This window comes from Streptomyces sp. NBC_00236 (genome assembly GCF_036195045.1).
Lineage (GTDB): Bacteria > Actinomycetota > Actinomycetes > Streptomycetales > Streptomycetaceae > Streptomyces.
The window spans coordinates 4665687-4686547 of the sequence record NZ_CP108100.1; the positions used below are offsets into that span (position 1 = coordinate 4665687).

Sequence of the window (20861 nt, forward strand, 5' to 3'; positions counted from 1 at the left end):
TACGGAGCGTTCCAGACGACTGAACGGACGAGTGATGGCTTTCGCGCTGCAAGGGCCGGTTCTGGAGGGTGCGCGTGTGCGCCTGGAGCCGCTGGGACACCGACATGCGGAGGATCTGGCGGTCGCCGCGGAGGAGGACCGGACCTCGTACCGGTTCACGTGGGTGCCTCGCGCGCATGAGGTCGGCGAGTACGTCGACGCCCAGCTGGCCCGCACCGCCACCGGGAAGCTGTTCCCGTACGCGCAGATCGACCGGGCGTCCGGCCGAGCGGTCGGCGTCACGGCGTACTGGGAGCCCCGGTACTGGCTGGGCGAGGACACGCTGAGCGCGATCGAGGTCGGCTTCACCTGGCTCGCCGCCTCCGCGCAGGGCTCGGGAATCAACGCCGAGGCCAAGTACCTGCTGTTCCGGCACGCGTTCGAGGCGTGGGGCGTGGCGCGCGTCGACCTGAAGACCGATGCCCGCAACAGCCGTTCCCGTGCCGCGATCGAAGCGGCGGGCGCGAGCTTCGAGGGCGTGCTGCGGAACTGGTCCCGGTCGTGGGCGCCGGGCGAGGACGGGCGCCTGCGGGACTCCGCGATCTTCTCGATCACGGCGGAGGAGTGGCCGGACCGCCGGAAGGCGCTCGAAGAGCGCATCGCACGCGCCGGTGGGGCCTGATCCACCGGACCGACCCCACACGCGCGTGCCGCGTACGGCAGTGCCCTACACCCCCGCCCGGAACCCGCGCAGCCGCAGCGAGTTGCCGACCACGAACACCGAGGAGAACGCCATCGCGGCCCCCGCGATCATCGGGTTCAGCAGGCCCATCGCGGCCAGCGGCAGCGCCGCCACGTTGTAGGCGAAGGCCCAGAACAGGTTCGTACGGATGGTGCCGAGGGTCTTCCGTGACAGCCGGATCGCGTCCGCGGCGGCCCGCAGGTCCCCGCGTACCAGGGTCAGGTCGCCGGCCTCGATCGCGGCGTCCGTGCCCGTGCCCATGGCGAGGCCCAGGTCGGCCTGGGCGAGGGCCGCGGCGTCGTTCACTCCGTCGCCGACCATAGCGACCGAACGCCCCTCGCCCTGGAGGCGCTTGACGACGTCGACCTTGTCCTGCGGCATGACCTCCGCGTACACCTCGTCGATGCCGACCTCGGCCGCGACCGACTCCGCGACCGCCCGGTTGTCGCCGGTCAGCAGGATCGGTGTCAGGCCGAGCCTGCGCAGGCGCGCAATCGCCTCCGCGCTGGTGTCCTTCACCGCGTCGGCCACCTCCAGGACCGCACGCGCCTCGCCGTCCCAGGCGACCGCGATAGCGGTACGGCCGGCGGCCTCCGCCTCGGCCTTGCGACGGGCCAGCTCCACGGGCAGGTGGATCTCCCACTCGGACAGCAGCTGCTCGCGGCCCACCAGGACGGCGTGGCCCTCGACGATGCCCTGGACGCCGAGTCCGGGCACGTTGGCGAAGTCCTCGGGGGTGGGGAGCGCGGCGCCGGTGCGGTCGGTGGCTCCGGTGGCGACGGCCTGGGCGATGGGGTGTTCGGAGGCGTGTTCCAGGGCTCCGGCGAGGCGCAGGACGTCGTTCTCGGTGGTGCCGGGTGCGGTGTGGACAGTCTGGAGGGTCATCTTTCCGGTGGTGACGGTGCCGGTCTTGTCGAGGACGATGGTGTCGACGCGGCGGGTGGTCTCCAGGACTTCGGGGCCCTTGATGAGGATGCCGAGCTGGGCGCCGCGTCCGGTGCCGACCATGAGGGCGGTCGGGGTGGCGAGGCCCAGGGCGCACGGGCAGGCGATGATCAGTACGGCGACGGCGGCCGTGAACGCGGCCGTCAGGCCCTCCCCGCTGCCCAGCCAGAAGCCGAGCGTGCCGAGCGCGAGCGCGATCACGACGGGGACGAACACCGCCGAGATCCGGTCGGCCAGCCGCTGGGCCGCGGCCTTGCCGTTCTGCGCGTCCTCGACCAGCTTCGCCATCCGCGCCAGCTGGGTGTCGGCGCCGACCCGCGTCGCCTCGACGACGAGCCGGCCGCCCGCGTTCAGCGTCGCGCCGGTCACCGTGTCGCCGACCGTGACCTCGACGGGCACGGACTCACCGGTGAGCATCGACGCGTCCACCGCCGAACTGCCCTCCACCACGGTGCCGTCGGTCGCGATCTTCTCGCCCGGGCGGACCAGGAACCGGTCACCGACCCGGAGATCCTCCGTGGCCACGGTGACCTCACGGCCTTCGCGCAGGACGGTGACCTCCTTCGCGCCGAGCTCCAGCAGCGCCTTCAGCGCGGCGCCCGCCTTCCGCTTGGAACGGGCCTCGAAGTAGCGCCCGGCCAGGATGAACGCGGTGACGCCCGCGGCGGCCTCCAGATAGATGTTCCCGGAGCCGTCGCTGCGGCCGATGGTCAGCTCGAAGGGGTGCGTCATGCCGGTCATCCCGGCGGTGCCGAAGAACAGTGCCCACAGCGACCACAGGAACGCGGCCGAGGTGCCGACCGAGATCAGCGTGTCCATGGTGGCCGCGCCGTGCCGGGCGTTGGTCCACGCGGCACGGTGGAAGGGCCAGGCGGCGTACGTGACGACGGGGGCGGTGAGGGTGAGGGAGAGCCACTGCCAGTTGTCGAACTGGAGCGCCGGGATCATCGACATCGCGATCACCGGCACCGCGAGCAGGACCGCGGTGATCAGCCGCTGCCGCAGCTGGCGCAGCTCGTCCGCCTCCACCGTCCCGGCGGGGGCGTCGCCGCCGCGTACCGGCGGAGCGGGCTCGTGCGCGGTGTAGCCGGTCTTCTCGACCGTGGCGATCAGGTCCTGTACGGAGACGTCCTCGCCCCGGTAGCTGACCTTGGCCTTCTCGGTGGAGTAGTTGACGGTGGCCTCGACCCCGTCCATCCGGTTGAGCTTCTTCTCGATACGGGCCGCGCACGAGGCACAGGTCATGCCGCCGATGGCGAGCTCGACCTCTGCGGCGACGCCGGTACCGGTGGAGCCACTGGGGGCAGTGGTGCCGGTGGTGGCTGCGGTCTGCGCGGACACGGGGCCTCCTTCGATCGGTCCTACATACCCCTGGGGGGTATGTATTGATGACTCAGGTATACCCCCTGCCCCTATGCGAACGCAAGGGTGATCTGCGAGGGAACCGCGGACCGCGCGCGTCCGGTCGACGGCCATGCGTCCGGCCTCGCGTATCTTCGCGTTCACGGTGAGGCTGCGCCCCAGGCCTACCGCCCCGTAGGCTGGCATTGGACTAGACCTATTGATGGTTTCTGGAGGATTGGGTTCCCATGAGCAACCGTGCAGTCCTGGAGGTGATCGCTCTCGACGCGGAGGACGCGGTCGCTGCCCAGGCGGGTGGTGCGGACCGGCTTGAGCTGGTCACCGACATGGCGGCGGACGGCCTCACCCCGTCCTGCGCGACGTTCGCGGCGATCCGCGCGGCGGTGGACATCCCGCTGCGGGTGATGCTCAGGGTGGCGGACGGCTTCGCGGCCGGCGACGTCGGCGTCCTCGTCCGCAAGGCGCGCGAACTCCGGGCGGAGGGTGCGGACGAGTTCGTGCTCGGCTTCCTGGACGAGGACGGCCACCCCGACCTCGTCGCGGTCGAGCGGATCGTCGCCGAGCTGGACGGCTGCAGCTGGACGTTCCACCGTGCGATCGACCGCGCGGCCGACCGGGACGCGCTGCGCAAGTCCCTCGCCGACCTGCCGGGCCTGGACACCTACCTCACCGCGGGTTCGGCCGCCGGGGTGGACGACGGCATCCCCACGCTGATCGTCGAGGCGGCACGCAAGGGCGAGCCGGGGTACGAGCCCCAGATCCTCGTGGGTGGCGGTCTGCGCCTGGAGCACCTGCCGGAGCTGCTGGGTGCGGGCATCGACGCCGTCCACATCGGCGGAGCGGCCCGGCCGGGCGGCTGGGCGGGGCCGGTGGACGTGGCGGCGGTACGGCAGTGGCGGGACGTGCTCGACGGGTAGGGCATTCGCGTGCGGACTTTGAGGGCGGGGGCGGGATGCCGGGACACGGCAGCCCGCCCCCCAGTCGTTTCCGGCGGCGTTCGCAGGCTCGTGCTGTCATGACCCTGGCGCAACAAACGCCCCCGGCTTCACAATGGCGACACGGCGGTGTGGGAACGCTCCCACGGTGCCTCCCCGGCATTTTCTACTGCTCATGGGAGCGTTCCCACCGCTCATCCGCCACCCCCTGGACGTATTCGCCCCTACCGAAAGGCCCCCGGTGAACGCCTCTCCGCCCCCGTCCCCCACCGGTCGCGCCCGCGCCCGGCGCGGCCGCCGAGTGCTCGGCACGTTAGCTCTCACCGCCCTGTTCGGCGGTGTCCTCACCGCACCGGGCGCCGCCGCCGAGGACGCCGAACCGGCCCCGGAGCAGATCACCAACGGTGACTTCGCCGCCGGCACCGCGCCCTGGTGGTGGACCGCCAACACCGCCGCCGCGGTCACGGACGGCCGGCTCTGCACCGACGTACCGGCCGGAACGGCCAACCCGTGGGACGTGATCGTCGGCCAGAACGACATCCCGCTCGTCGCGGGGGAGACGTACAGCCTCACCTATACGGCCACCTCCACCACACCGCTGTCCATCCACACCAATGTGCAACTGGCCGTCGACCCGTGGACCACGGACCTCTCCTCGACCGACCAGATCGGCACCGAAGCGGCCCCCGTCACGCACTTCTTCACCGCGACCGCGGACCGCGACGCCGCCCAGCTCGCCTTCCAGATAGGCGGCAGCGACGAGGCGGCCACCTTCTGTCTCGACGACGTGTCCCTGCGCGGCGGTGCCGAACCGCCCGTGTACGTGCCCGACACCGGCTCGCGGGTCCGCGTCAACCAGGTCGGCTACCTCCCGCAGGGCCCCAAGGAAGGCACCCTGGTCACCGACGCGACCGAGCCCCTGCCCTGGACACTCAGGGCCGCCGACGGATCGGCCGCCGCCACCGGCACCACCGTCCCGGGCGGTGTCGACCCGACCTCCCGCCAGAACGTCCACACCTTCGACTTCGGCGACGTCACGACCGCCGGAGACGGGTACACCGTCGAGGCGGACGGGCAGGTCAGCGAGCCCTTCTCCATCGGGGCCGACCTCTACGACGCGCTGCGCGGCGACTCGCTCGCGTACTTCTACCAGAACCGCAGCGGCATCGAGATCGACGCGGACCTCGTCGGCGAGCAGTACGCGCGCCCGGCCGGACACCTCGGAGTCGCCCCCAACAAGGGCGACACGGACGTGCCCTGCCAGCCGGGCGTCTGCGACTACCGGCTCGATGTGCGGGGCGGCTGGTACGACGCCGGTGACCACGGCAAGTACGTCGTCAACGGCGGCATCGCGGTCGCCGAGCTGATGGACACGTACGAGCGGACCCTGACGGCAGACGGCGCCGAGTCCGCCGAACTCGGCGACGGCGCACTGCGAGTGCCCGAGCACGGCAACGACGTGCCGGACATCCTCGACGAGGCGCGCTGGGAACTCGACTTCATGATGCGCATGCAGGTCCCGGCCGGGCAGCCGCTCGCCGGAATGGTCCACCACAAGATGCACGACGCCCAGTGGACCGGCCTGCCGCTGCTGCCCCATCTCGACCCCCAGCAGCGCGAGTTGCACCCGCCGTCCACCGCCGCGACCCTGAACCTGGCCGCCGCGGCGGCCCAGTGCGCCCGGCTCTACGCCCCGTACGACGCGGACTTCGCCGACCGGTGCCGTACGGCGGCCGAGACGGCGTGGACCGCGGCGAAGGCCCACCCGGACGTGCTCGCCGACCCCAACGACGGCACGGGCGGCGGCACCTACAGCGACAACGACGTCTCCGACGAGTTCTACTGGGCCGCGGCCGAACTCTTCACCACCACCGGCGCCGACACCTACCGCCAGGCGCTCCTCGCGTCGCCGCTGCACGGCGACACCGACAAGGTCTTCCCGGCCGACGGCGGCATGTGGTGGGGCGGAACCGCCGGGCTCGGCGTCCTGACCCTCGCCACCGTCCCCAATGACCTCACCGCCGACCAGCTCGCCCAGGTCCGCACCGTGGTGACCACGGCCGCCGACCGCTACGCCGCCCAGACCCGGGACCAGCTCTACGGCGTCCCGTACGCCCCGGCCGGCCAGAACTACGCCTGGGGATCCAACAGCCAGGTGCTCAACAACATGATCGTGCTCGCCACCGCGGCCGACCTCACCGGAAAGGCCGGGTACCGCGACGCCGTACTGCGCGGCGCCGACTACCTCTTCGGGCGCAACCCGCTGAACCAGTCCTACGTCACCGGATACGGCGAGCGCAGCTCGCAGAACCAGCACCACCGGACGTGGGCGCACCAGAGCGACCCCGACCTGCCCCACCCGCCGGCCGGTTCCCTGGCGGGCGGACCGAACCTCACCGCCCCCACCTCCGGTGACCCGGAGGCCGCGGCCAAGCTCACGGGCTGTGCGGCGGCGATGTGCTACCTCGACGACATCGGCTCGTACGCCACCAACGAGGTCGCCATCAACTGGAACGCACCGCTGGCCTACATCGCCTCCTACCTGGACGACGCCGCTGACGGGGCGGGCCCGGCCCGCGCCTGCCGCGTCACGTACTCCTCGCACCCGTGGAGCACCGGCTCGACCACCACGGTCACGGTGAAGAACACCGGAACCGAGGCGCTCACCCCCTGGTCCCTGACCTGGCTGCTTCCGGGCGACCAGCAGCTCAGCCACACCTGGAGCGCCGAACTCGCCCAGTACGGGCGTACGGTCACCGCCGCACCGCTGTCCTGGAACCGCACCCTCGCACCGGGCGCGGAGATCGACTTCGGGTTCAACAGCAGCGTCTCGGGCGCGGCCGCCGACCCGGGCACGGTCAAGCTGAACGGGAGGGCCTGCACGGCCGGCTGACCGAACGCGGGGTGGGGGCGGGCCCCGCCCCCACCCCGCGTACGTCAGGCCAGTTCCTCCGGAAGCGGCGCCGCGTGAAGGACGATCAGCCCCGACACGGCACGGGTCAGCGCGACGTACAGCCGGCGCAGCCCCGTCCGCTCGTCGGGCTCGCCGTCGACCACCGCGGCCGGTTCGTCCAGCACCACGTAGTCGTACTCCAGCCCCTTCGCCAGCGACGCCGGGACCAGCGTCAGCCGGGACTCGGCGGTCGTCTCCTGGCCGGGGGAGAGGTAGCTGTGGCCCGCCGCGGTCAGCGCCCCGGCCAGTGCCGGAATGCGCGCGTCGGCGGCGATCAGACCGGTCGAACCCTCCTGCTCCAGGGACTCCGCACACGCCGCGACCACCGCAGCGTCCAGCGCCTCCGCACCCGTCACCTCCCGCACCGACAGCGAACCGGGCGACTCACGCACCGACTCCACCGCCGCGAGCCCGGGCGAGATCACCGGCAGCAGCCGGGAGGCGTACGCGATCACCTCGCGCGGCACACGGAAGCCCGCCGTCAGCTCCTCCACCAGCGCGTCCGACTTCCCCAGATGGTGCAGCGCCTGCTCCCAGCTCTGCGTCGACCACGGGGTCGTGCCCTGCGCCAGGTCACCGAGCACGGTCGCCGAACCGGTCGAGCACCGCCGGCCCACCGCCCGGTACTGCATGGGCGAGAGGTCCTGGGCCTCGTCGATGACGACATGACCGAGCGAGTGCGTACGCGCCACCAGATCACTCGCCTCGTCGATCAGCACCGCGTCCGCCGCCGACCACTTCGCCGCCTTCACGCTGCGGGCCGGCTTCGTCCACAGGATCGCCTTCTGCTCGTCCTCGCCGAGCAGCCCGTCCGCGTGCGCGGCCAGGAACTCCGGGTCCGACAACAGCCGCAGCACCAGCTTCGACGGCTCGACTGCGGGCCAGACCGCCTTCACGGCCGCCTTCACCGCCGGGGTGCGCGCCACCGCGTTCTGCACCCGGTCGTCGGGCGCCTCGCCCGCCTCCTCCATCCGCACCAGCACGGCGTGCGCGATGCGCTGCGGAAGGGCCTCGTGCGCGGCCCCGTACCGCATGTCCCTGGCCAGCAGCTCCTTGACCATCTCCTCGATCTCGTACGCCGGGACCCGCCAGCGCCGCGACCCGCGCACCACCATGACCGGCTCGACGGGCATCGTCACGTGCGAACGGATCGCCCTGCGCAACACCTCCGCCATCCGGGCGTCGCCCTTCACGACGGCGGCCCGCGCCTCGTCCGTGGACCGGACCTCGACCTGCGCCGTCACCAGGTCGTCGACCGTCGCCTGCTTCACCTCCAGCTCACCGAGAGCCGGCAGCACCTGCTCGATGTAGTGCAGGAAGGACTTGTTCGGCCCGATGACGAGCGTCCCGGTACGGGCGAGGCGCTCGCGGTGCGCGTACAGCAGATACGCCACCCGGTGCAGGCCCACGGCCGTCTTCCCGGTGCCGGGCCCGCCCTGCACACACACGGTGCCGCCGAGGTCGCTGCGGACGATCTCGTCCTGCTCGGGCTGGATCGTCGCGACGATGTCACGCATCGGGCCGACACGGGGCCGCTCGATCTCCGCCTGGAGGAGCTTGCTCGTCTGCGCGGCCTCGGAAGGGTCGGTGAGGTGCTCGTCCTCGTACGCGGTCAGCTCGCCGCCCGTGTAACCGAAGCGGCGCCGCTGGCCGACGTCGAGCGGGTCCTTCCGGGACGCCCGGTAGAACGGCTGGGAGACCGGCGCACGCCAGTCGATGACCATCGGATCACCGTCGGCGTCATGGACGTGGCGGCGCCCGATGTAGAACTGCTCGCCCTCCGCGCCCTCGGCCTGCGCCGCACCCACCACATGGAGGTAGTCCAGCCGCCCGAAGAACAGCGGGGTGTGTGAGAGGTCGGCGAGCGACTTGATGCGGTCGGCGATCTGGGCCTGGAGCACTGCGGCGTTCACCCAGTTCGCCGTGACATCGCGGATGTTCAGGGCCTGGGCGTCCTCGCGCATGGCGCGCAGGGCGGCGCGTGAGGCGGCGAGATGGGCGCGCTCATGGGCGAGAGGGTCGGTGGTGGTGTCGCTTTCGTGTTCGTGCGCGGGCACGGTGTTGCCTCCGGCATTCAACGCAGGACGGCGGACCGCCCCCGCCCCGGTCAGTCCTTCGGGGGCGATGCGGTCCGCTCGGGGATCGATCACTGGTACGCACGTGGCCGTACGTACGGCTGTCGGCCGGTTTCCGTCCGGTCGGCGGCGCTCCCCCGGCTGCCGGCGCGGGTCCTTGCGGACGGCCGGTACCACGGTGCGGGAGGCGGGCAGACCGGCGATTGTATCGACCGTCCAGGCCGGGCGCGAACGAATTTCGGCCGCCCTCCACCCCCGCGGAGGACGAGGGCGGCCCTCCACCCCGTAGGGGACGGCATGCGACCACGGGGGTAGACGCGCGACCACGGGCTTCCACCTCCGGACCGACGCGGCGGCACACCCGGCCGGAGCACCATGGAGACATGAGCACCGTCACCCTGAACCCCCGCAGGACCGGCCCCGCGCACGGCGCGACCGCGGCCACCGGTCACTCCCACAGCCACCGCGCCGGAGACGCGCTGCGCGCCGTCAAGGTCTACGCAAGGGCCGCGTTCGGCGTCGTCGTACTCGGCGAGTACGCGGAGGAGGCGGGCGTCCGCCGCAGGAGCTGAACCCGCCCCTCCGCACCCTCTCAGTTGTCCGACAGCAGCTCGTCCGCGTCCACGATCCGGTACGCGTAGCCCTGCTCCGCCAGGAACCGCTGGCGGTGCGCCGCGAAGTCCTGGTCGATCGTGTCGCGCGCGACCACCGAGTAGAACCGCGCCTCGTGCCCGTCTGCCTTCGGCCGCAGCACCCGGCCCAGCCGCTGGGCCTCCTCCTGACGCGAACCGAACGTGCCCGACACCTGAATGGCGACGGTGGCCTCCGGCAGGTCGATCGAGAAGTTCGCCACCTTCGACACGACCAGCACGCTGATCTCGCCCTCCCGGAAGGCGCCGAACAGCTTCTCGCGCTGGGCGTTGCTGGTCTCGCCCTTGATCACCGGGGCGTTCAGGTGCTCACCCAGCTCGTCGAGCTGGTCGATGTACTGCCCGATGACCAGCGTCTGCTCACCCTGGTGCTTGCGCACCAGCGCCTCGGTGACCTTGCGCTTCGTCGCGGTCGTCGCGCAGAACCGGTACTTCTCCTCCGCCTCGGCGGTCGCGTACGCGAGCCGCTCGCTGTCCGTGAGGTTGACCCGTACCTCGACGCAGTCGGCGGGCGCGATGTAGCCCTGCGCCTCGATCTCCTTCCACGGGGCGTCGAACCGCTTGGGCCCGATCAGCGAGAAGACGTCCGACTCGCGGCCGTCCTCCCGCACGAGCGTCGCCGTGAGCCCGAGCCGGCGCCGCGCCTGGAGATCCGCGGTGAACTTGAAGACGGGCGCGGGCAGCAGATGCACCTCGTCGTAGATCACGAGACCCCAGTCGCGGGAGTCGAACAGCTCCAGGTGCGGGTAGACGCCCTTCCTGCGGGTCGTCAGCACCTGGTACGTGGCGATGGTGACCGGGCGGATCTCCTTGCGCGTACCGCTGTACTCGCCGATCTCCTCCTCGGTCAGCGACGTCCGCTTCACCAGCTCGTGCTTCCACTGCCGGGCCGAGACGGTGTTCGTGACCAGGATCAGCGTGGTCGCCTTGGCCTGCGCCATCGCACCCGCCCCGACCAGGGTCTTCCCTGCCCCGCACGGCAGCACGACGACCCCGGACCCGCCGTGCCAGAACCCCTCGACAGCCTGCTGCTGATAGGGCCGCAGCGCCCAGCCGTTCTCGTCCAGGTCGATCGGGTGCGCCTCGCCGTCCACGTACCCGGCGAGGTCCTCGGCGGGCCAGCCCAGCTTCAGCAGCGTCTGCTTGACCTGCCCGCGCTCGGACGGGTGCACGGCCACGGTGTCCGGGTCGATCCGGGCGCCGACCAGCGGCTGGACCTTCTTCGACCGGAGGATCTCCTCCAGAACCGGCCGGTCCGTGGAGGTCAGCACGAGTCCGTGGACCGGGTGCTTGGAGAGCGTGAGGCGGCCGTAGCGGTCCATCGTCTCGGCGATGTCGACGAGCAGCGCGTGCGGTACGGGGTAACGCGAGTACTTCACGAGCGCGTCGACGACCTGCTCGGCGTCGTGCCCTGCGGCGCGGGCGTTCCACAGCCCGAGCGGGGTCAGCCGGTAGGTGTGGATGTGCTCGGGCGCACGCTCCAGCTCCGCGAAGGGGGCGATCACACGGCGGCAGGCGTCGGCCTGCTCGTGGTCGACTTCGAGGAGCAGCGTCTTGTCGCTCTGGACGATGAGGGGTCCGGTCACGCGCTTCGGCCCTTTCTACGGGGCCGCCCGGAGGCGGCGGGTTGGCCAAACCTCCAGTGTGCCGTATGTGGGGGCGGGGTGGTGTTGCCCCTGTCCGGGGCTCGGGGTTCCGTCCTCAAGCGCCGGACGGGCTTGATGGGTGCGGCTTGCTCCGTGGGGGTGCGCGGTTGCCCGGTGGGTGGGGTCCGGTGCCCCTCCGGGGCGTCTCCTCAAACGACGAACGTTTCCAGTCCCACGCAGCGGACCCCGGTATCCGTTCGTCGTCCTGCGGGGACTCCCCTGCACGGCCCCGGACCGGCCGCCTTGCGTCTGCGGCAGTCGCAGGGCCGGTGTGCAGACGCGGGTGATGCCGGGTGGGGGCGTGCAGGGGAGTCCCCGCAGAAAATGGCGTACGACCCGGGTGCACACGCCATTTTTGAGGAGTCTCCCCGGAGGGACCCCACCCCCACCCACCGCACAGGGGCGCACCCCGGACCGCCGCAACCTCACCGCCCCAGGGGCGACGTCACGTCTGGTCGTCGGCCAGTTCCGCCACGCCCGTGATCCGGTGGAGGGGGTACGTGCGGACCTCGTCCGCCGTGTGGTCGTACGCGGTGACGTAGCCGCCCTCGACGCGGACCGGGGCGATCACGCGCTGGCTGGCGGCGCCCTCCGCGTTGACGTAGCCGATCCAGATCGCCGAGCCCGTCATCGCCGCGGCCTGGACGGTGACCAGGGTCTCGGCGGAGGTCGTACGGGGCAGTGCGCCCGCCGCGGACGCGGTGGGGCCGGTCTCCTTGTGGACGACCGTCGCCGCCGTGTCCCCGGCCCGGATCGCCCGGACCGCCGCTCCGAGGAGGGTCGGGTCGGGCACTGGCGGGCCTTCGGGCACGGGGACGGGGGCCCGGCGCGGCGGTGTGCGGACGGCGCCGGCGCGGGTGATCAGGACGTCGCCCTCGGCGGACTCCGCGGCGGGCGCGTACCCCATCTCGCGCAGGCCGTCGAGGAGCGACGCCGGGTCGATCTGGGCGGCCAGGGCCGTCGGGGCGAGCCGGCGCAGCCGCAGGGTCGCGGAGCGCTTGTCGGCGAGGATCTCGTTGAGGACGGCCTCGTCGTCGCAGCGTACGTACGAGGAGGCGGCGCCGATCCGGAGATGGCCGTGGCGGCGCGACACGTCGTCGATGAGGTAGCTGAGGGGCTGCGGCACCGGCGTGCGGCTGTGCGCGGCGAGGAAGGCGTGCAGGTCGGCGGCGGACTGCCCGGCGTCCAGGGCGCGGCGTACGGAGCCGGGGGTGAAGCGGTAGACCGTGGCGCCGCCCTTCGACTCGATGTCCGCGAGCGCGGAGAGCATGTCGGCGAGCGGGCGTTCCAGCGGGCCGGGGGCGACGGCCGTCAGGTCGGCCTGGAGCAGGACGTGGTCGAGGGGCTCCGGGATGAGCGGGGCGAGCCGGGCGGCGGCCTCGACGCGTCCGCCGGAGAGCAGGGCGCGGGTCTGCGAGGCGAGGGCGCCGCGGCCGGTGATGCCGAGGAGTTCCGACTCGTTCAGCGTCCACAGGGCGATCCGGGACCGGAGGTCGGTGGTGTCCCCGGCGGAGGCGGAGGCGCCGCGCAGCGGCCGTTCCCAGCGGAGCCGGGCGAGAAGGGACGCGGGGTCAGGCGCGGTGCCGGGCGGCAGCGCGGCGAGGAGGGCCAGGACCCGGTGGCGGACCTCCGGCGCGGCGGAGCGGTCGAGTTCGGGTCCGAGGGTGGACAGGGCGCGGCCCTTGGCGTCCTGGCCGCCGATCAGGCCCGAGGTGCGGGTGGCGGCGAGCCAGGCGGAGGCGAGGTCCACCCAGCGGTCCTGGGCGGACAGCTCCGTCCACTCGTCGTACGCGGGAGTCGGTGCGTACCGCTCGTCCGCCTCGCCGTCGGAGGCCAGCAGCCCGGCCGCGTAGGCGAGTTCGATCCAGAACGCGGCGACGGGTTCCGAGACGTCCAGGGTGGCGGCGGTCTTCTTCAGCTCGCGGACGCTGAGGCCGCCGGCCCGCAGTATCGCGGGGCCGCCACCGTTCCAGCTCTTGAGCAGTTCCTCGACGGTGGACACCGCGAGGAACGCCTGTCCGGCCGCGGCACTGTCCACAGCCTGTGGATCGCGTTCGGCGACGGTGACAAGGGCGGGCGGCTGCGGTTCGGGCACGCGGTGGGCGCGCCCCGCGCGCAGATGCAGCGCGGCCTCGCGCGGCAGGACGACGGTGCGGGTCGACACGGGCAGCAGGAGCCCGCGGTCACGCAGCCACTTCACGGGCGGGGTGGGGTTCGGGGTGACCTCGCCGTACGGCGGGCCCCAGACCAGCCGGTCCAGCACCGACAGGGCCTCCACCGGGGCGGTGTCGAGGAGTTCGCCCATCCGGGTGCGGTCGGTGAACAGCGCGGAGAGGGCGCCGACCGCGGAGACCGGGTCATGGGTGGCGGGCAGCCCCGCCTCGTGGAGGATCTCCTGGAGCCGGCCGGGCGACATGCCGGCGGTGGCCTCGGCGACGGTCGGCCCGAGACCGGTGGGAGAGGGGTGCTGCGGAGACGGTGACAGCAGTTCACGGGCGGTGCGCACCAGGCGCAGCCGGTCGTCCTCGCCCCAGACGAGGGCCTGTTCGCGCAGCGTGCCGAGGGCACCTGGCAGCGCCGCCACGATCGCGGCGCCCGCGTCGTCCCGGTGCTCCCCGTCGTCCCGGCCGTCGCCCGTGAGCAGGCCCAGCAGGATGTCGTACGGCGCCGGGTCGGGTGCGACGGCCAGGGCCTCGGCGGTCTGCAGGGCGAAGCGGTCGAGGTGCTCCAGGGCGCGGACGACGGAGGCACGGGTGCCGGCGCGTGTCGCGAGCTGGGTGATGTCGCCGGGCACGGGGGTGAGGAGATCCGGCCGGGCACGCAGCAGCCCGGCCAGTGACTCGTCGTCCCGGGCGCGCAGAGCCTCGGCGAGCGTCCGCGGTGGTGTGGTCATCCCCATCCGTCCCACGGTAGTCGCTCCGGACAGGCCCGAGGACGCTACCGTCGGTGCAGGGCGGTAAGAGGGGAACGATCGCGTGGGGATCGAGAGCGACCAGCTGGTCTACGACTACTTGAGCCGGGTCGGCGACCTGGCACAGCAGCAACAGCTGTCCTCGGGCACCCGGATGAGACTCGTGTCGGAGTTGCGGGGCGAGATCGACCGGCAGCGGGTGGCGCAGGCCGCGGACACCCCGGGGGCGGTGCGCCGCATCATCGGGAAGCTCGGCACCCCCGACGAACTGGTCGCGGCGGCGGCCTCGTCGGGCGACGGGACGCCGTTGCTGCCGCAGGAGCCGGACACGGGCGGCGCGCCGCCGGCGGGGATCCCGCGCCCGCGCCGGGGGAAGCTCCGGAAAGACAGTTCGCGCAAGGGCGCGTCGGAAGCGCGGGAAGCCGCTTCGGGGCCGCCGCCCCGCCCGGCGCCGTCCCCGCCGCACCGGGCGGGGTCGGACGAACTCGGCCCGTCGGGGGACGACGCGGACTGGTGGAGCGTGGCCCCGGGCCGGTTCGGTGACGTCGGTGAGTTCGGCGCGGGGACCGATGTGCCGGGCTTCCGGGGCGGGGTGGAGATCCCGGCGGTGCTGAGGCCGCCGGTGGCGGCGGAGGACGGCGACGGCGACGAGGACGACGAGGAGTACGCGGAGGACGACGAGTTCGAGGCGGAGGCGGAGGCGGAGGCCGAGGCGCCGCGCCGGAGGCGGTTGCCGCGGCTGCGCCGCGCGCGTGACCGCGACGCCGCCGCGCGCCGCGGCTTCTCGCACCCCCTGCTCCTGCTGGCCGCCGCGCTGCTGGTGGCCGGTGCGGTGATGGACACCCCGCAGGCCCTGCTGGCCCTCGCAGGCGGCTGGCTGCTCGCGTACGGTTCCCGCACGCTGTCGCGCACGGAGGCGAAGTGGGCGGTGATGGGGCTGCCCGGGATCGTCGCGGTGGGCGCCCTGGTCTGGCTGTGGGGCCGGATGGACGGGCGGTGGGGCGCACCCATCGCGGAGGGGCAGATGGGCCCCGCGATCGGCGCTACGTGGCCGTGGGTGGTGCGGGGTGCGGCCGTTGCCTCCGCGCTCTACCTGGTGTGGCGGGCACGGGGCCCTCGGCCGGGCGGGCGGTGAGGTTGCGGCGGTCCGGGGTGCGCCCCTGTGCGGTGGGTGGGGTGGGGTCCCTCCGGGGAGACTCCTCAAAAATGGCGTGTGCACCCCGGTACGCAAACGACCCGGGTCGTACGCCATTTTCTGCGGGGACTCCCCTGCACGCCCCCACCCGGTCTCGACCGCGTCTGCACGCCGGTGGGACTGCTGTCGCAGACGCGGGACGGCCGGTCCGGGGCCGTGCAGGGGAGTCCCCGCAGGACGACGAACAAATACCGGGGTCCGCTGCGTGGGACTGGAAACGTTCGTCGTTTGAGGAGACGCCCCGGAGGGGCAGCGGACCCCACCCGGGGGTCAAGGCGCACCCCGCGGGGCACCCGCACAACTCAAGCCCGTCCGGCGCTTGAGGACGGAACCCCGAGCCCCGGACCGGCGGCAACGGCTAGCCGGCCAGCTTCGTCTGGAACTCGTCGAGGATCTGGCCCGCCGCCGTGTAGCCGATGCCGGCGATCCACAGGCGGTCGTCGACCTTGAAGACCTTGCCGTTCTTCGAGGCGGTCAGGCCCTTCCACAGGCCGCTCTTCATCGTCTTCGTCGCCCCCGCCTTGTCCGGGTCGCCGTACGTGGACGTGAAGACGACGTCCGCGTCCGCGAGGTCGATCTTCTCGGGGGAGACGTCGTAGGAGAAGCCGTCCTTGGCCTTGTCCGTGATGGCGGGCCGGCCCATGCCGAGGTCGGCGAGGAACGAGCCGATGTAGTTCTGCTTGCCGTAGATGCGGATGTCGGCGCCCTCGACGAAGCGCACGAAGTTGACGTCCGTGGCCGCCGCCTTCTCCTTGCCGCCGATCGCCGCGGTCACCTTCGCGACATGGGCGTCGTACGCAGCGACGATCTTCTTCGCCTCGGGCTGCTTGCCGAGCGCCTCGGCGTGGACCTGGAAGTTCTCCTTCCAGGCGGTGCCGGTGGACTCCGTCATCACGGTCGGGGCGATGGCGCTGAGCTGCTCGTAGCGGTCGCCGTCACGGACCTTGCTGGTGAGGATCAGGTCCGGCTTCAGGGAGGCGACGGTCTCCATGTTGGGGTTGGCGATCTCGCCGACCTCCGTGAGCTTCTTCGTCTTCTCCGCCGGCAGGTAGGCGGGGAAGCCGTCCTCCGTGGCGGAGTGCGTCGCGCCGACGGGCTGCACGCCCAGGGTGAGTGCGGAGTCCAGCTCGCCGGTGTCGAGGACCACGACGCGCTTGGGCGTCACGGGGACCTTCACGTCGCCCATGGCCGTCTTGACGGTGTGGGTCGCGGCGGCGTCGGCCCTGTCGCCGCCGCCGGAGTCCGAGTCGGACGAACCGCAGGCGGTGAGCGCGAGCGCGCCGGTCAGGGCGAGGGCGCCGAGGGTGATTCCGCGGCGGCGGAGGGCGGAGGACATGCGATGCCTTTCGTGGGTGGGGTGCGGCGTCAGGAGGAAGGCGTGGGCTGCCAGGGCGCGCCGGGTACGACGAGCGGGGAGCCCGTCACCGGGTCCGGGACGATCACGGCTTCGAGGCCGAAGACCTCGCGTACGAGTTCGGCGGTGACGACGTCCCGCGGGTGGCCCTCGGCGACGATCCGGCCTGCCTTCATGGCGACCAGGTGGTCGGCGTAGCGGGCGGCCTGGTTGAGGTCGTGCAGGACGGTGACCACGGTCCGGCCGCGGGTCCCGTCGGCGGCGGGGGCGGCGAGCCGGCGGACCAGGTCGAGGACCTCCACCTGGTGGGCGATGTCGAGGTAGGTGGTCGGCTCGTCGAGGAGCAGCAGGTCCGTGTCCTGGGCGAGGGCCATCGCGATCCAGACGCGCTGGCGCTGTCCGCCGGAGAGTTCGTCCACGGACCGGGAGCCGAGTGCGGTGATGTCGGTACGTTCCATGGCCTCGGTCACCGCCCTTTCGTCCTCCTGGGACCACTGCTGCCACCAGTGCTGGTGGGGCTGGCGGCCGCGGGCGACGAGGTCGGAGACGGTGATCGCCTCGGGGGCCACGGGGGTCTGCGGGAGCAGCCCGATCGACTGGGCGATCTTCTTCGTGGGGATCTTCGACAGCTCGGTGCCGTCCAGGAGCACTGCCCCGCCGCGCGGCTTGAGGAGCCGGCCGAGCGCGCGCAGCGTCGTCGACTTGCCGCAGGCGTTCGGCCCGACGATGACGGTGACCTTGCCGTCGGGGACGGCGAGGTCGAGTTCGTGGACGACGGTGCGGTCCTCGTACGCGAGGGTCAGCTCGCGCACCGTGAGTCGGCTGGTCGTGGTCATGCGTTGCCTCCCGAGCGGCCACCGTGACCGCGGATGATCAGCCAGATCAGATACGGGGCGCCGACCGCCGCCGTCAGGACGCCCACCGGGAGTTCGGTGGGGGAGAACAGCCTGCGGGCCAGCAGGTCCGCGAAGACGACGATCACCGCGCCGAGCAGCGCCGAGCAGAGCAGCGGGATCTGTGCGGTGCGGGTCATGCGGCGGGCGATCTGCGGGGCGAGCAGGGCGACGAAGTCGACCGGTCCGGCCGTTCCCGTGGCCACGGAGGCCAGGATCACGCCGAGGGCGACGAGTCCCAGACGTACCCGCCCCAGCCGGACCCCGAGGGCGGTCGCCGTGTCGTCGTCCATGGACACGGACCGCTGGGCGCGGGCGGCCCACAGGACGGCGGGCAGCAGGACGAGGAGGGTCCAGCCGATGGGTGCGGCCTCGTCGTAGCCGCGGCCGTTGAGCGATCCGGTCATCCAGATCTGGGCCTGCTGGGCGACGAGGTAGTCGCCCTTGGTCAGGAACAGGGTGGTGACCGAGCGCAGCGCGATCGCGAAACCGATGCCGATGAGGACGAAGCGGGTGGCGTGCAGCCCGCCGCGCCACGCGAAGGCGTAGACGAGCGCCGCGGCCGCGACTCCGCCGATCACCGACAGGTACGGCAGGACGGTGTACGAGGTGATGCCGAACGTCATCGCGCCGACCGTGAGCGCGCTCGCGCCCTGGCTGATGCCGATGATGTCGGGGCTGGCGAGGGGGTTGCGGGCCACGGTCTGGATCAGCGCGCCGGCGATGCCGAAGGCGAGGCCGACGAGGAGCCCGACGACCATGCGGGGCAGCCGCAGCGTGCCGACGACGAGCTCGTCGGGGGAGGGCCGGCCCAGGATCACGTTCAGGACTTCGGACGGTGCGACGAAGCTCTCGCCGACGCAGAGGTACGCGACGCAGACGACGGCCAGCAGGACGACGAGCGACGCGGCGACGACGGTGGCCCGCCGGTGCAGCAGGAACCGCCCGCGGGTCCCGATCCGTACGAGGCTGTATCCGGCGGGCCGCACCGCGGCCGTGGTGGCGCTCATGCGGGCACCGCCTTCCGGCGCACCAGCGTGACCAGGAACGGAACCCCGATCAGGGCCGTCATGACCCCGGCGGGCACCTCGCTCGGCGGGAAGACGATCCGGCCGATCACATCGGAGACGAGCAGCATCACGGGTCCGATCAGGGCGGCCATCGGGAGCACCCAGCGGTGGTCGCTGCCGACGATCGCCCGGGCGATGTGGGGAACGGCGAGGCCGATGAACGCGATCGGGCCGGCCGCGGCGACGCCGGCGCCGGTCAGCACGGTGGCACCGATGCCGCCGACGATGCGTACGGTCGCGATCTTCTGCCCGAGGCCCTTCGCCATGTCCTCGCCGAGCGCGAGGGCGTCGAGGCCGCGGGCGACGCAGAGCACGAGCACGGTGCCGAGCAGCAGGAACGGCCAGATCTGCTGGGCCACGTCGGCCTCGCGTCCGGCGATCGAGCCGACCTGCCAGAACCGGAACTCGTCCAGCGCGGACGCCTTCGTGGTCAGCACGGCCATGGTGACGGACACCAGCAGCGCGTTGATCGCCGCGCCGCCGAGCGCGAGCTTCACCGGGGTGGCGCCGCCGCGCCCGCTGGAGGCGATGGCGTACACGGCGACGGATGCGACGGCCGCCCCCGCGAAGGCGAACCAGACGTATCCGGTGAGCGTGTGGATTCCCGCGTACGCGATGGCCAGCACGACGCCGACCGAGGCGCCCTGGCTGATGCCGAGGATGCCGGGGTCGGCGATGGGGTTGCGGGTGATGCCCTGGAGCACCGTGCCGGCGAGGGCGAGCGAGGCGCCGACCATCAGACCGATCAGGGTGCGGGGCACCCGCATGTTCCGGATGACCTCGGCGGCGTCGGAGTGCCCGCCGTGGAGCAGGACGTCGAACACCTCCGACGGGGGTATGGAGCGTGCCCCGACGGCGAGGCTGAGCAGCACCGCGATCAGCAGCGCCACAACGGCCGCCGCCGTCGCGAGAGCGCGTCTGGAGCGGCGTGGTGCGGCGGTTGGCATCGAACCCCATAGACAGGCGAGACAAGCGAGACAAAGCCAAGCAAAGTAAGGCTTGGCTAAGTCTAAGCGTCGCCTGTCCGGGGTTCTCCGGCGGTGTACCGGCTCTGCCGGGGGCTCGGCACAATGGACCACATGGCTTCCCACACGCTGACGGTCGGCTTCGACCTGGACATGACGCTCATCGACTCACGGCCCGGCATCAAGGCCGCCTTCCTGGCGTTCTCCGCCGAGACGGGGACGTTCATAGACGCCGATCTGGCGGTGAGCCGCCTCGGTCCGCCGCTGGAGCAGGAGATAGCGCACTGGTTCCCGGCCGACGAAGTGGCCGCGATGGCTGACCGCTACCGTGAGATCTATCCCACGCACGCGATCCGCCCGACGCTCGCGATGCCCGGGGCGCGGGAGTCGATCGACGCGATCCGCGCACTCGGCGGCCGCACGATGGTCGTCACCGCGAAGTACGAACCGAACGCGAAGCTCCACCTGACCCACCTCGGCATCGAACCCGACGTGATCGTGGGCGGCCTGTGGGCCGAGGCGAAGGCGGAGGCACTGCGCGAGCACGGAGCGGGCGTCTACGTGGGCGACCACACGGGCGACGTACGCGGCGCGCAGGCGGCGAACGCGGTCTCGGTGGGCGTGACGACGGGGCCGTGCGACGAGGCGGAACTCCGCGCGGCGGGCGCGGACGTCGTTCTCACGTCGCTGACGGAGTTCCCGGCGTGGCTGGCGGCGTACACGGCGTCACAGGGCTGACGCGCCGGCGGCGAGCGCCGGTGGGGCGACCTCGCCGATGGCCCGTTTGAAGTCGGGGCAGTCGACGATCGGTTCGTGGTCGCAGACGGCCGCGTGGCGAAGGCTGTCACGCAGACGTGTGAGACGGCCGACCTGCTCGTCGAGGTCACGGGCCCGGGCGGCCATGCGCGTACGCAGGTCCGGATCCGACGGCTGTGCCACCAGGAACCGTCCGATCTCGGCGACCGAGAGCCCGGCGCCGCGCGCGCACGTGATCAGGGCGAGGCGCGCCAGCACATCCGGGTGATACGTACGCCGTAGCCCGTTGCGGCCCGCGGGAGCGATGAGGCCTTTCCGCTCGTAGAACCTCAGCGCCGAGGGTGCCAGTCCGGAGCACCGCGCGACGTCGGCGATGTCCAGCAACTGTTCCGCCATGAAAAGCCCCCTTGACTTGAATCGCGGTTCAAGT

The 20861-nt window shown here is 72.4% G+C and carries 15 protein-coding genes; 6 read left to right on the forward strand and 9 right to left on the reverse strand.

Annotated features, from left to right (window positions below):
* The first annotated feature begins 34 nt into the window (after window positions 1-34).
* A complete protein-coding gene (locus tag OG446_RS21160) occupies window positions 35-661 on the forward strand; it encodes a GNAT family N-acetyltransferase (protein WP_328895520.1) in 627 nt (208 codons plus the stop codon).
* 45 nt (window positions 662-706) lie between these two features.
* Here the strand turns inward: OG446_RS21160 and OG446_RS21165 are convergent, their stop codons facing one another.
* The gene (locus OG446_RS21165) at window positions 707-3007 is read right to left on the reverse strand and encodes a heavy metal translocating P-type ATPase (protein WP_443050185.1); all 2301 of its coding nucleotides are present in this window, start codon (window positions 3005-3007) and stop codon (window positions 707-709) included.
* A 248-nt stretch (window positions 3008-3255) separates the two neighbouring features.
* Between OG446_RS21165 and OG446_RS21170 the strand changes: the two genes are divergently transcribed.
* Window positions 3256-3945, forward strand: a complete 690-nt coding sequence (locus OG446_RS21170; RefSeq protein WP_328895521.1) for a copper homeostasis protein CutC — start codon at window positions 3256-3258, stop codon at window positions 3943-3945.
* A 259-nt stretch (window positions 3946-4204) separates the two neighbouring features.
* Window positions 4205-6856 (forward strand): glycoside hydrolase family 9 protein, encoded by a 2652-nt coding sequence (locus tag OG446_RS21175; RefSeq protein ID WP_443050186.1) that lies wholly within the window; start codon window positions 4205-4207, stop codon window positions 6854-6856.
* Between the two features lie 44 nt (window positions 6857-6900).
* Here the strand turns inward: OG446_RS21175 and OG446_RS21180 are convergent, their stop codons facing one another.
* A complete protein-coding gene (locus OG446_RS21180; RefSeq protein WP_328895522.1) occupies window positions 6901-8973 on the reverse strand; it encodes a HelD family protein in 2073 nt (690 codons plus the stop codon).
* A 401-nt stretch (window positions 8974-9374) separates the two neighbouring features.
* Here OG446_RS21180 and OG446_RS21185 point away from each other — a divergent pair, with 401 nt between their 5' ends.
* Window positions 9375-9563 (forward strand): hypothetical protein, encoded by a 189-nt coding sequence (locus OG446_RS21185; RefSeq protein ID WP_328895523.1) that lies wholly within the window; start codon window positions 9375-9377, stop codon window positions 9561-9563.
* A gap of 20 nt (window positions 9564-9583) precedes the next feature.
* Here OG446_RS21185 and OG446_RS21190 read toward each other — a convergent pair whose 3' ends face one another.
* Together OG446_RS21190 and OG446_RS21195 are read right to left on the reverse strand one after the other, a co-directional pair.
* Entirely contained in the window at window positions 9584-11227 is a 1644-nt protein-coding gene (locus OG446_RS21190; protein ID WP_328895524.1) for a DNA repair helicase XPB, read from the reverse strand.
* 505 nt (window positions 11228-11732) lie between these two features.
* Window positions 11733-14186, reverse strand: a complete 2454-nt coding sequence (locus tag OG446_RS21195; RefSeq protein WP_328895525.1) for a helicase C-terminal domain-containing protein — start codon at window positions 14184-14186, stop codon at window positions 11733-11735.
* Between the two features lie 76 nt (window positions 14187-14262).
* Here OG446_RS21195 and OG446_RS21200 point away from each other — a divergent pair, with 76 nt between their 5' ends.
* On the forward strand, window positions 14263-15333 hold the full coding sequence (locus tag OG446_RS21200) for a hypothetical protein (protein WP_328895526.1): 1071 nt from the start codon (window positions 14263-14265) through the stop codon (window positions 15331-15333).
* A 418-nt stretch (window positions 15334-15751) separates the two neighbouring features.
* On the opposite strand, the gene OG446_RS21205 is transcribed toward OG446_RS21200, so the two are convergent.
* From OG446_RS21205 to OG446_RS21220, 4 genes are read right to left on the reverse strand one after another with little or no spacing between them, the layout of a single operon-like run.
* Window positions 15752-16729, reverse strand: coding sequence for an ABC transporter substrate-binding protein (locus OG446_RS21205; RefSeq protein WP_328895527.1), 978 nt, complete (start codon window positions 16727-16729; stop codon window positions 15752-15754).
* A gap of 29 nt (window positions 16730-16758) precedes the next feature.
* Window positions 16759-17583 (reverse strand): ABC transporter ATP-binding protein, encoded by an 825-nt coding sequence (locus OG446_RS21210; protein WP_328895528.1) that lies wholly within the window; start codon window positions 17581-17583, stop codon window positions 16759-16761.
* Window positions 17580-18650, reverse strand: a complete 1071-nt coding sequence (locus OG446_RS21215; protein ID WP_328895529.1) for a FecCD family ABC transporter permease — start codon at window positions 18648-18650, stop codon at window positions 17580-17582. Before OG446_RS21215 ends, OG446_RS21210 begins: the two co-directional genes overlap by 4 nt.
* Entirely contained in the window at window positions 18647-19657 is a 1011-nt protein-coding gene (locus OG446_RS21220) for a FecCD family ABC transporter permease (protein ID WP_328895530.1), read from the reverse strand. The genes OG446_RS21215 and OG446_RS21220 overlap by 4 nt, the downstream gene beginning before the upstream one ends.
* A 123-nt stretch (window positions 19658-19780) precedes the next feature.
* Here OG446_RS21220 and OG446_RS21225 point away from each other — a divergent pair, with 123 nt between their 5' ends.
* Entirely contained in the window at window positions 19781-20413 is a 633-nt protein-coding gene (locus OG446_RS21225; RefSeq protein WP_328895531.1) for an HAD family hydrolase, read from the forward strand.
* Here OG446_RS21225 and OG446_RS21230 read toward each other — a convergent pair.
* Window positions 20402-20827, reverse strand: coding sequence for a MerR family transcriptional regulator (locus tag OG446_RS21230; RefSeq protein ID WP_328895532.1), 426 nt, complete (start codon window positions 20825-20827; stop codon window positions 20402-20404). The genes OG446_RS21225 and OG446_RS21230 overlap by 12 nt on opposite strands.
* Window positions 20828-20861 lie beyond the last annotated feature (34 nt).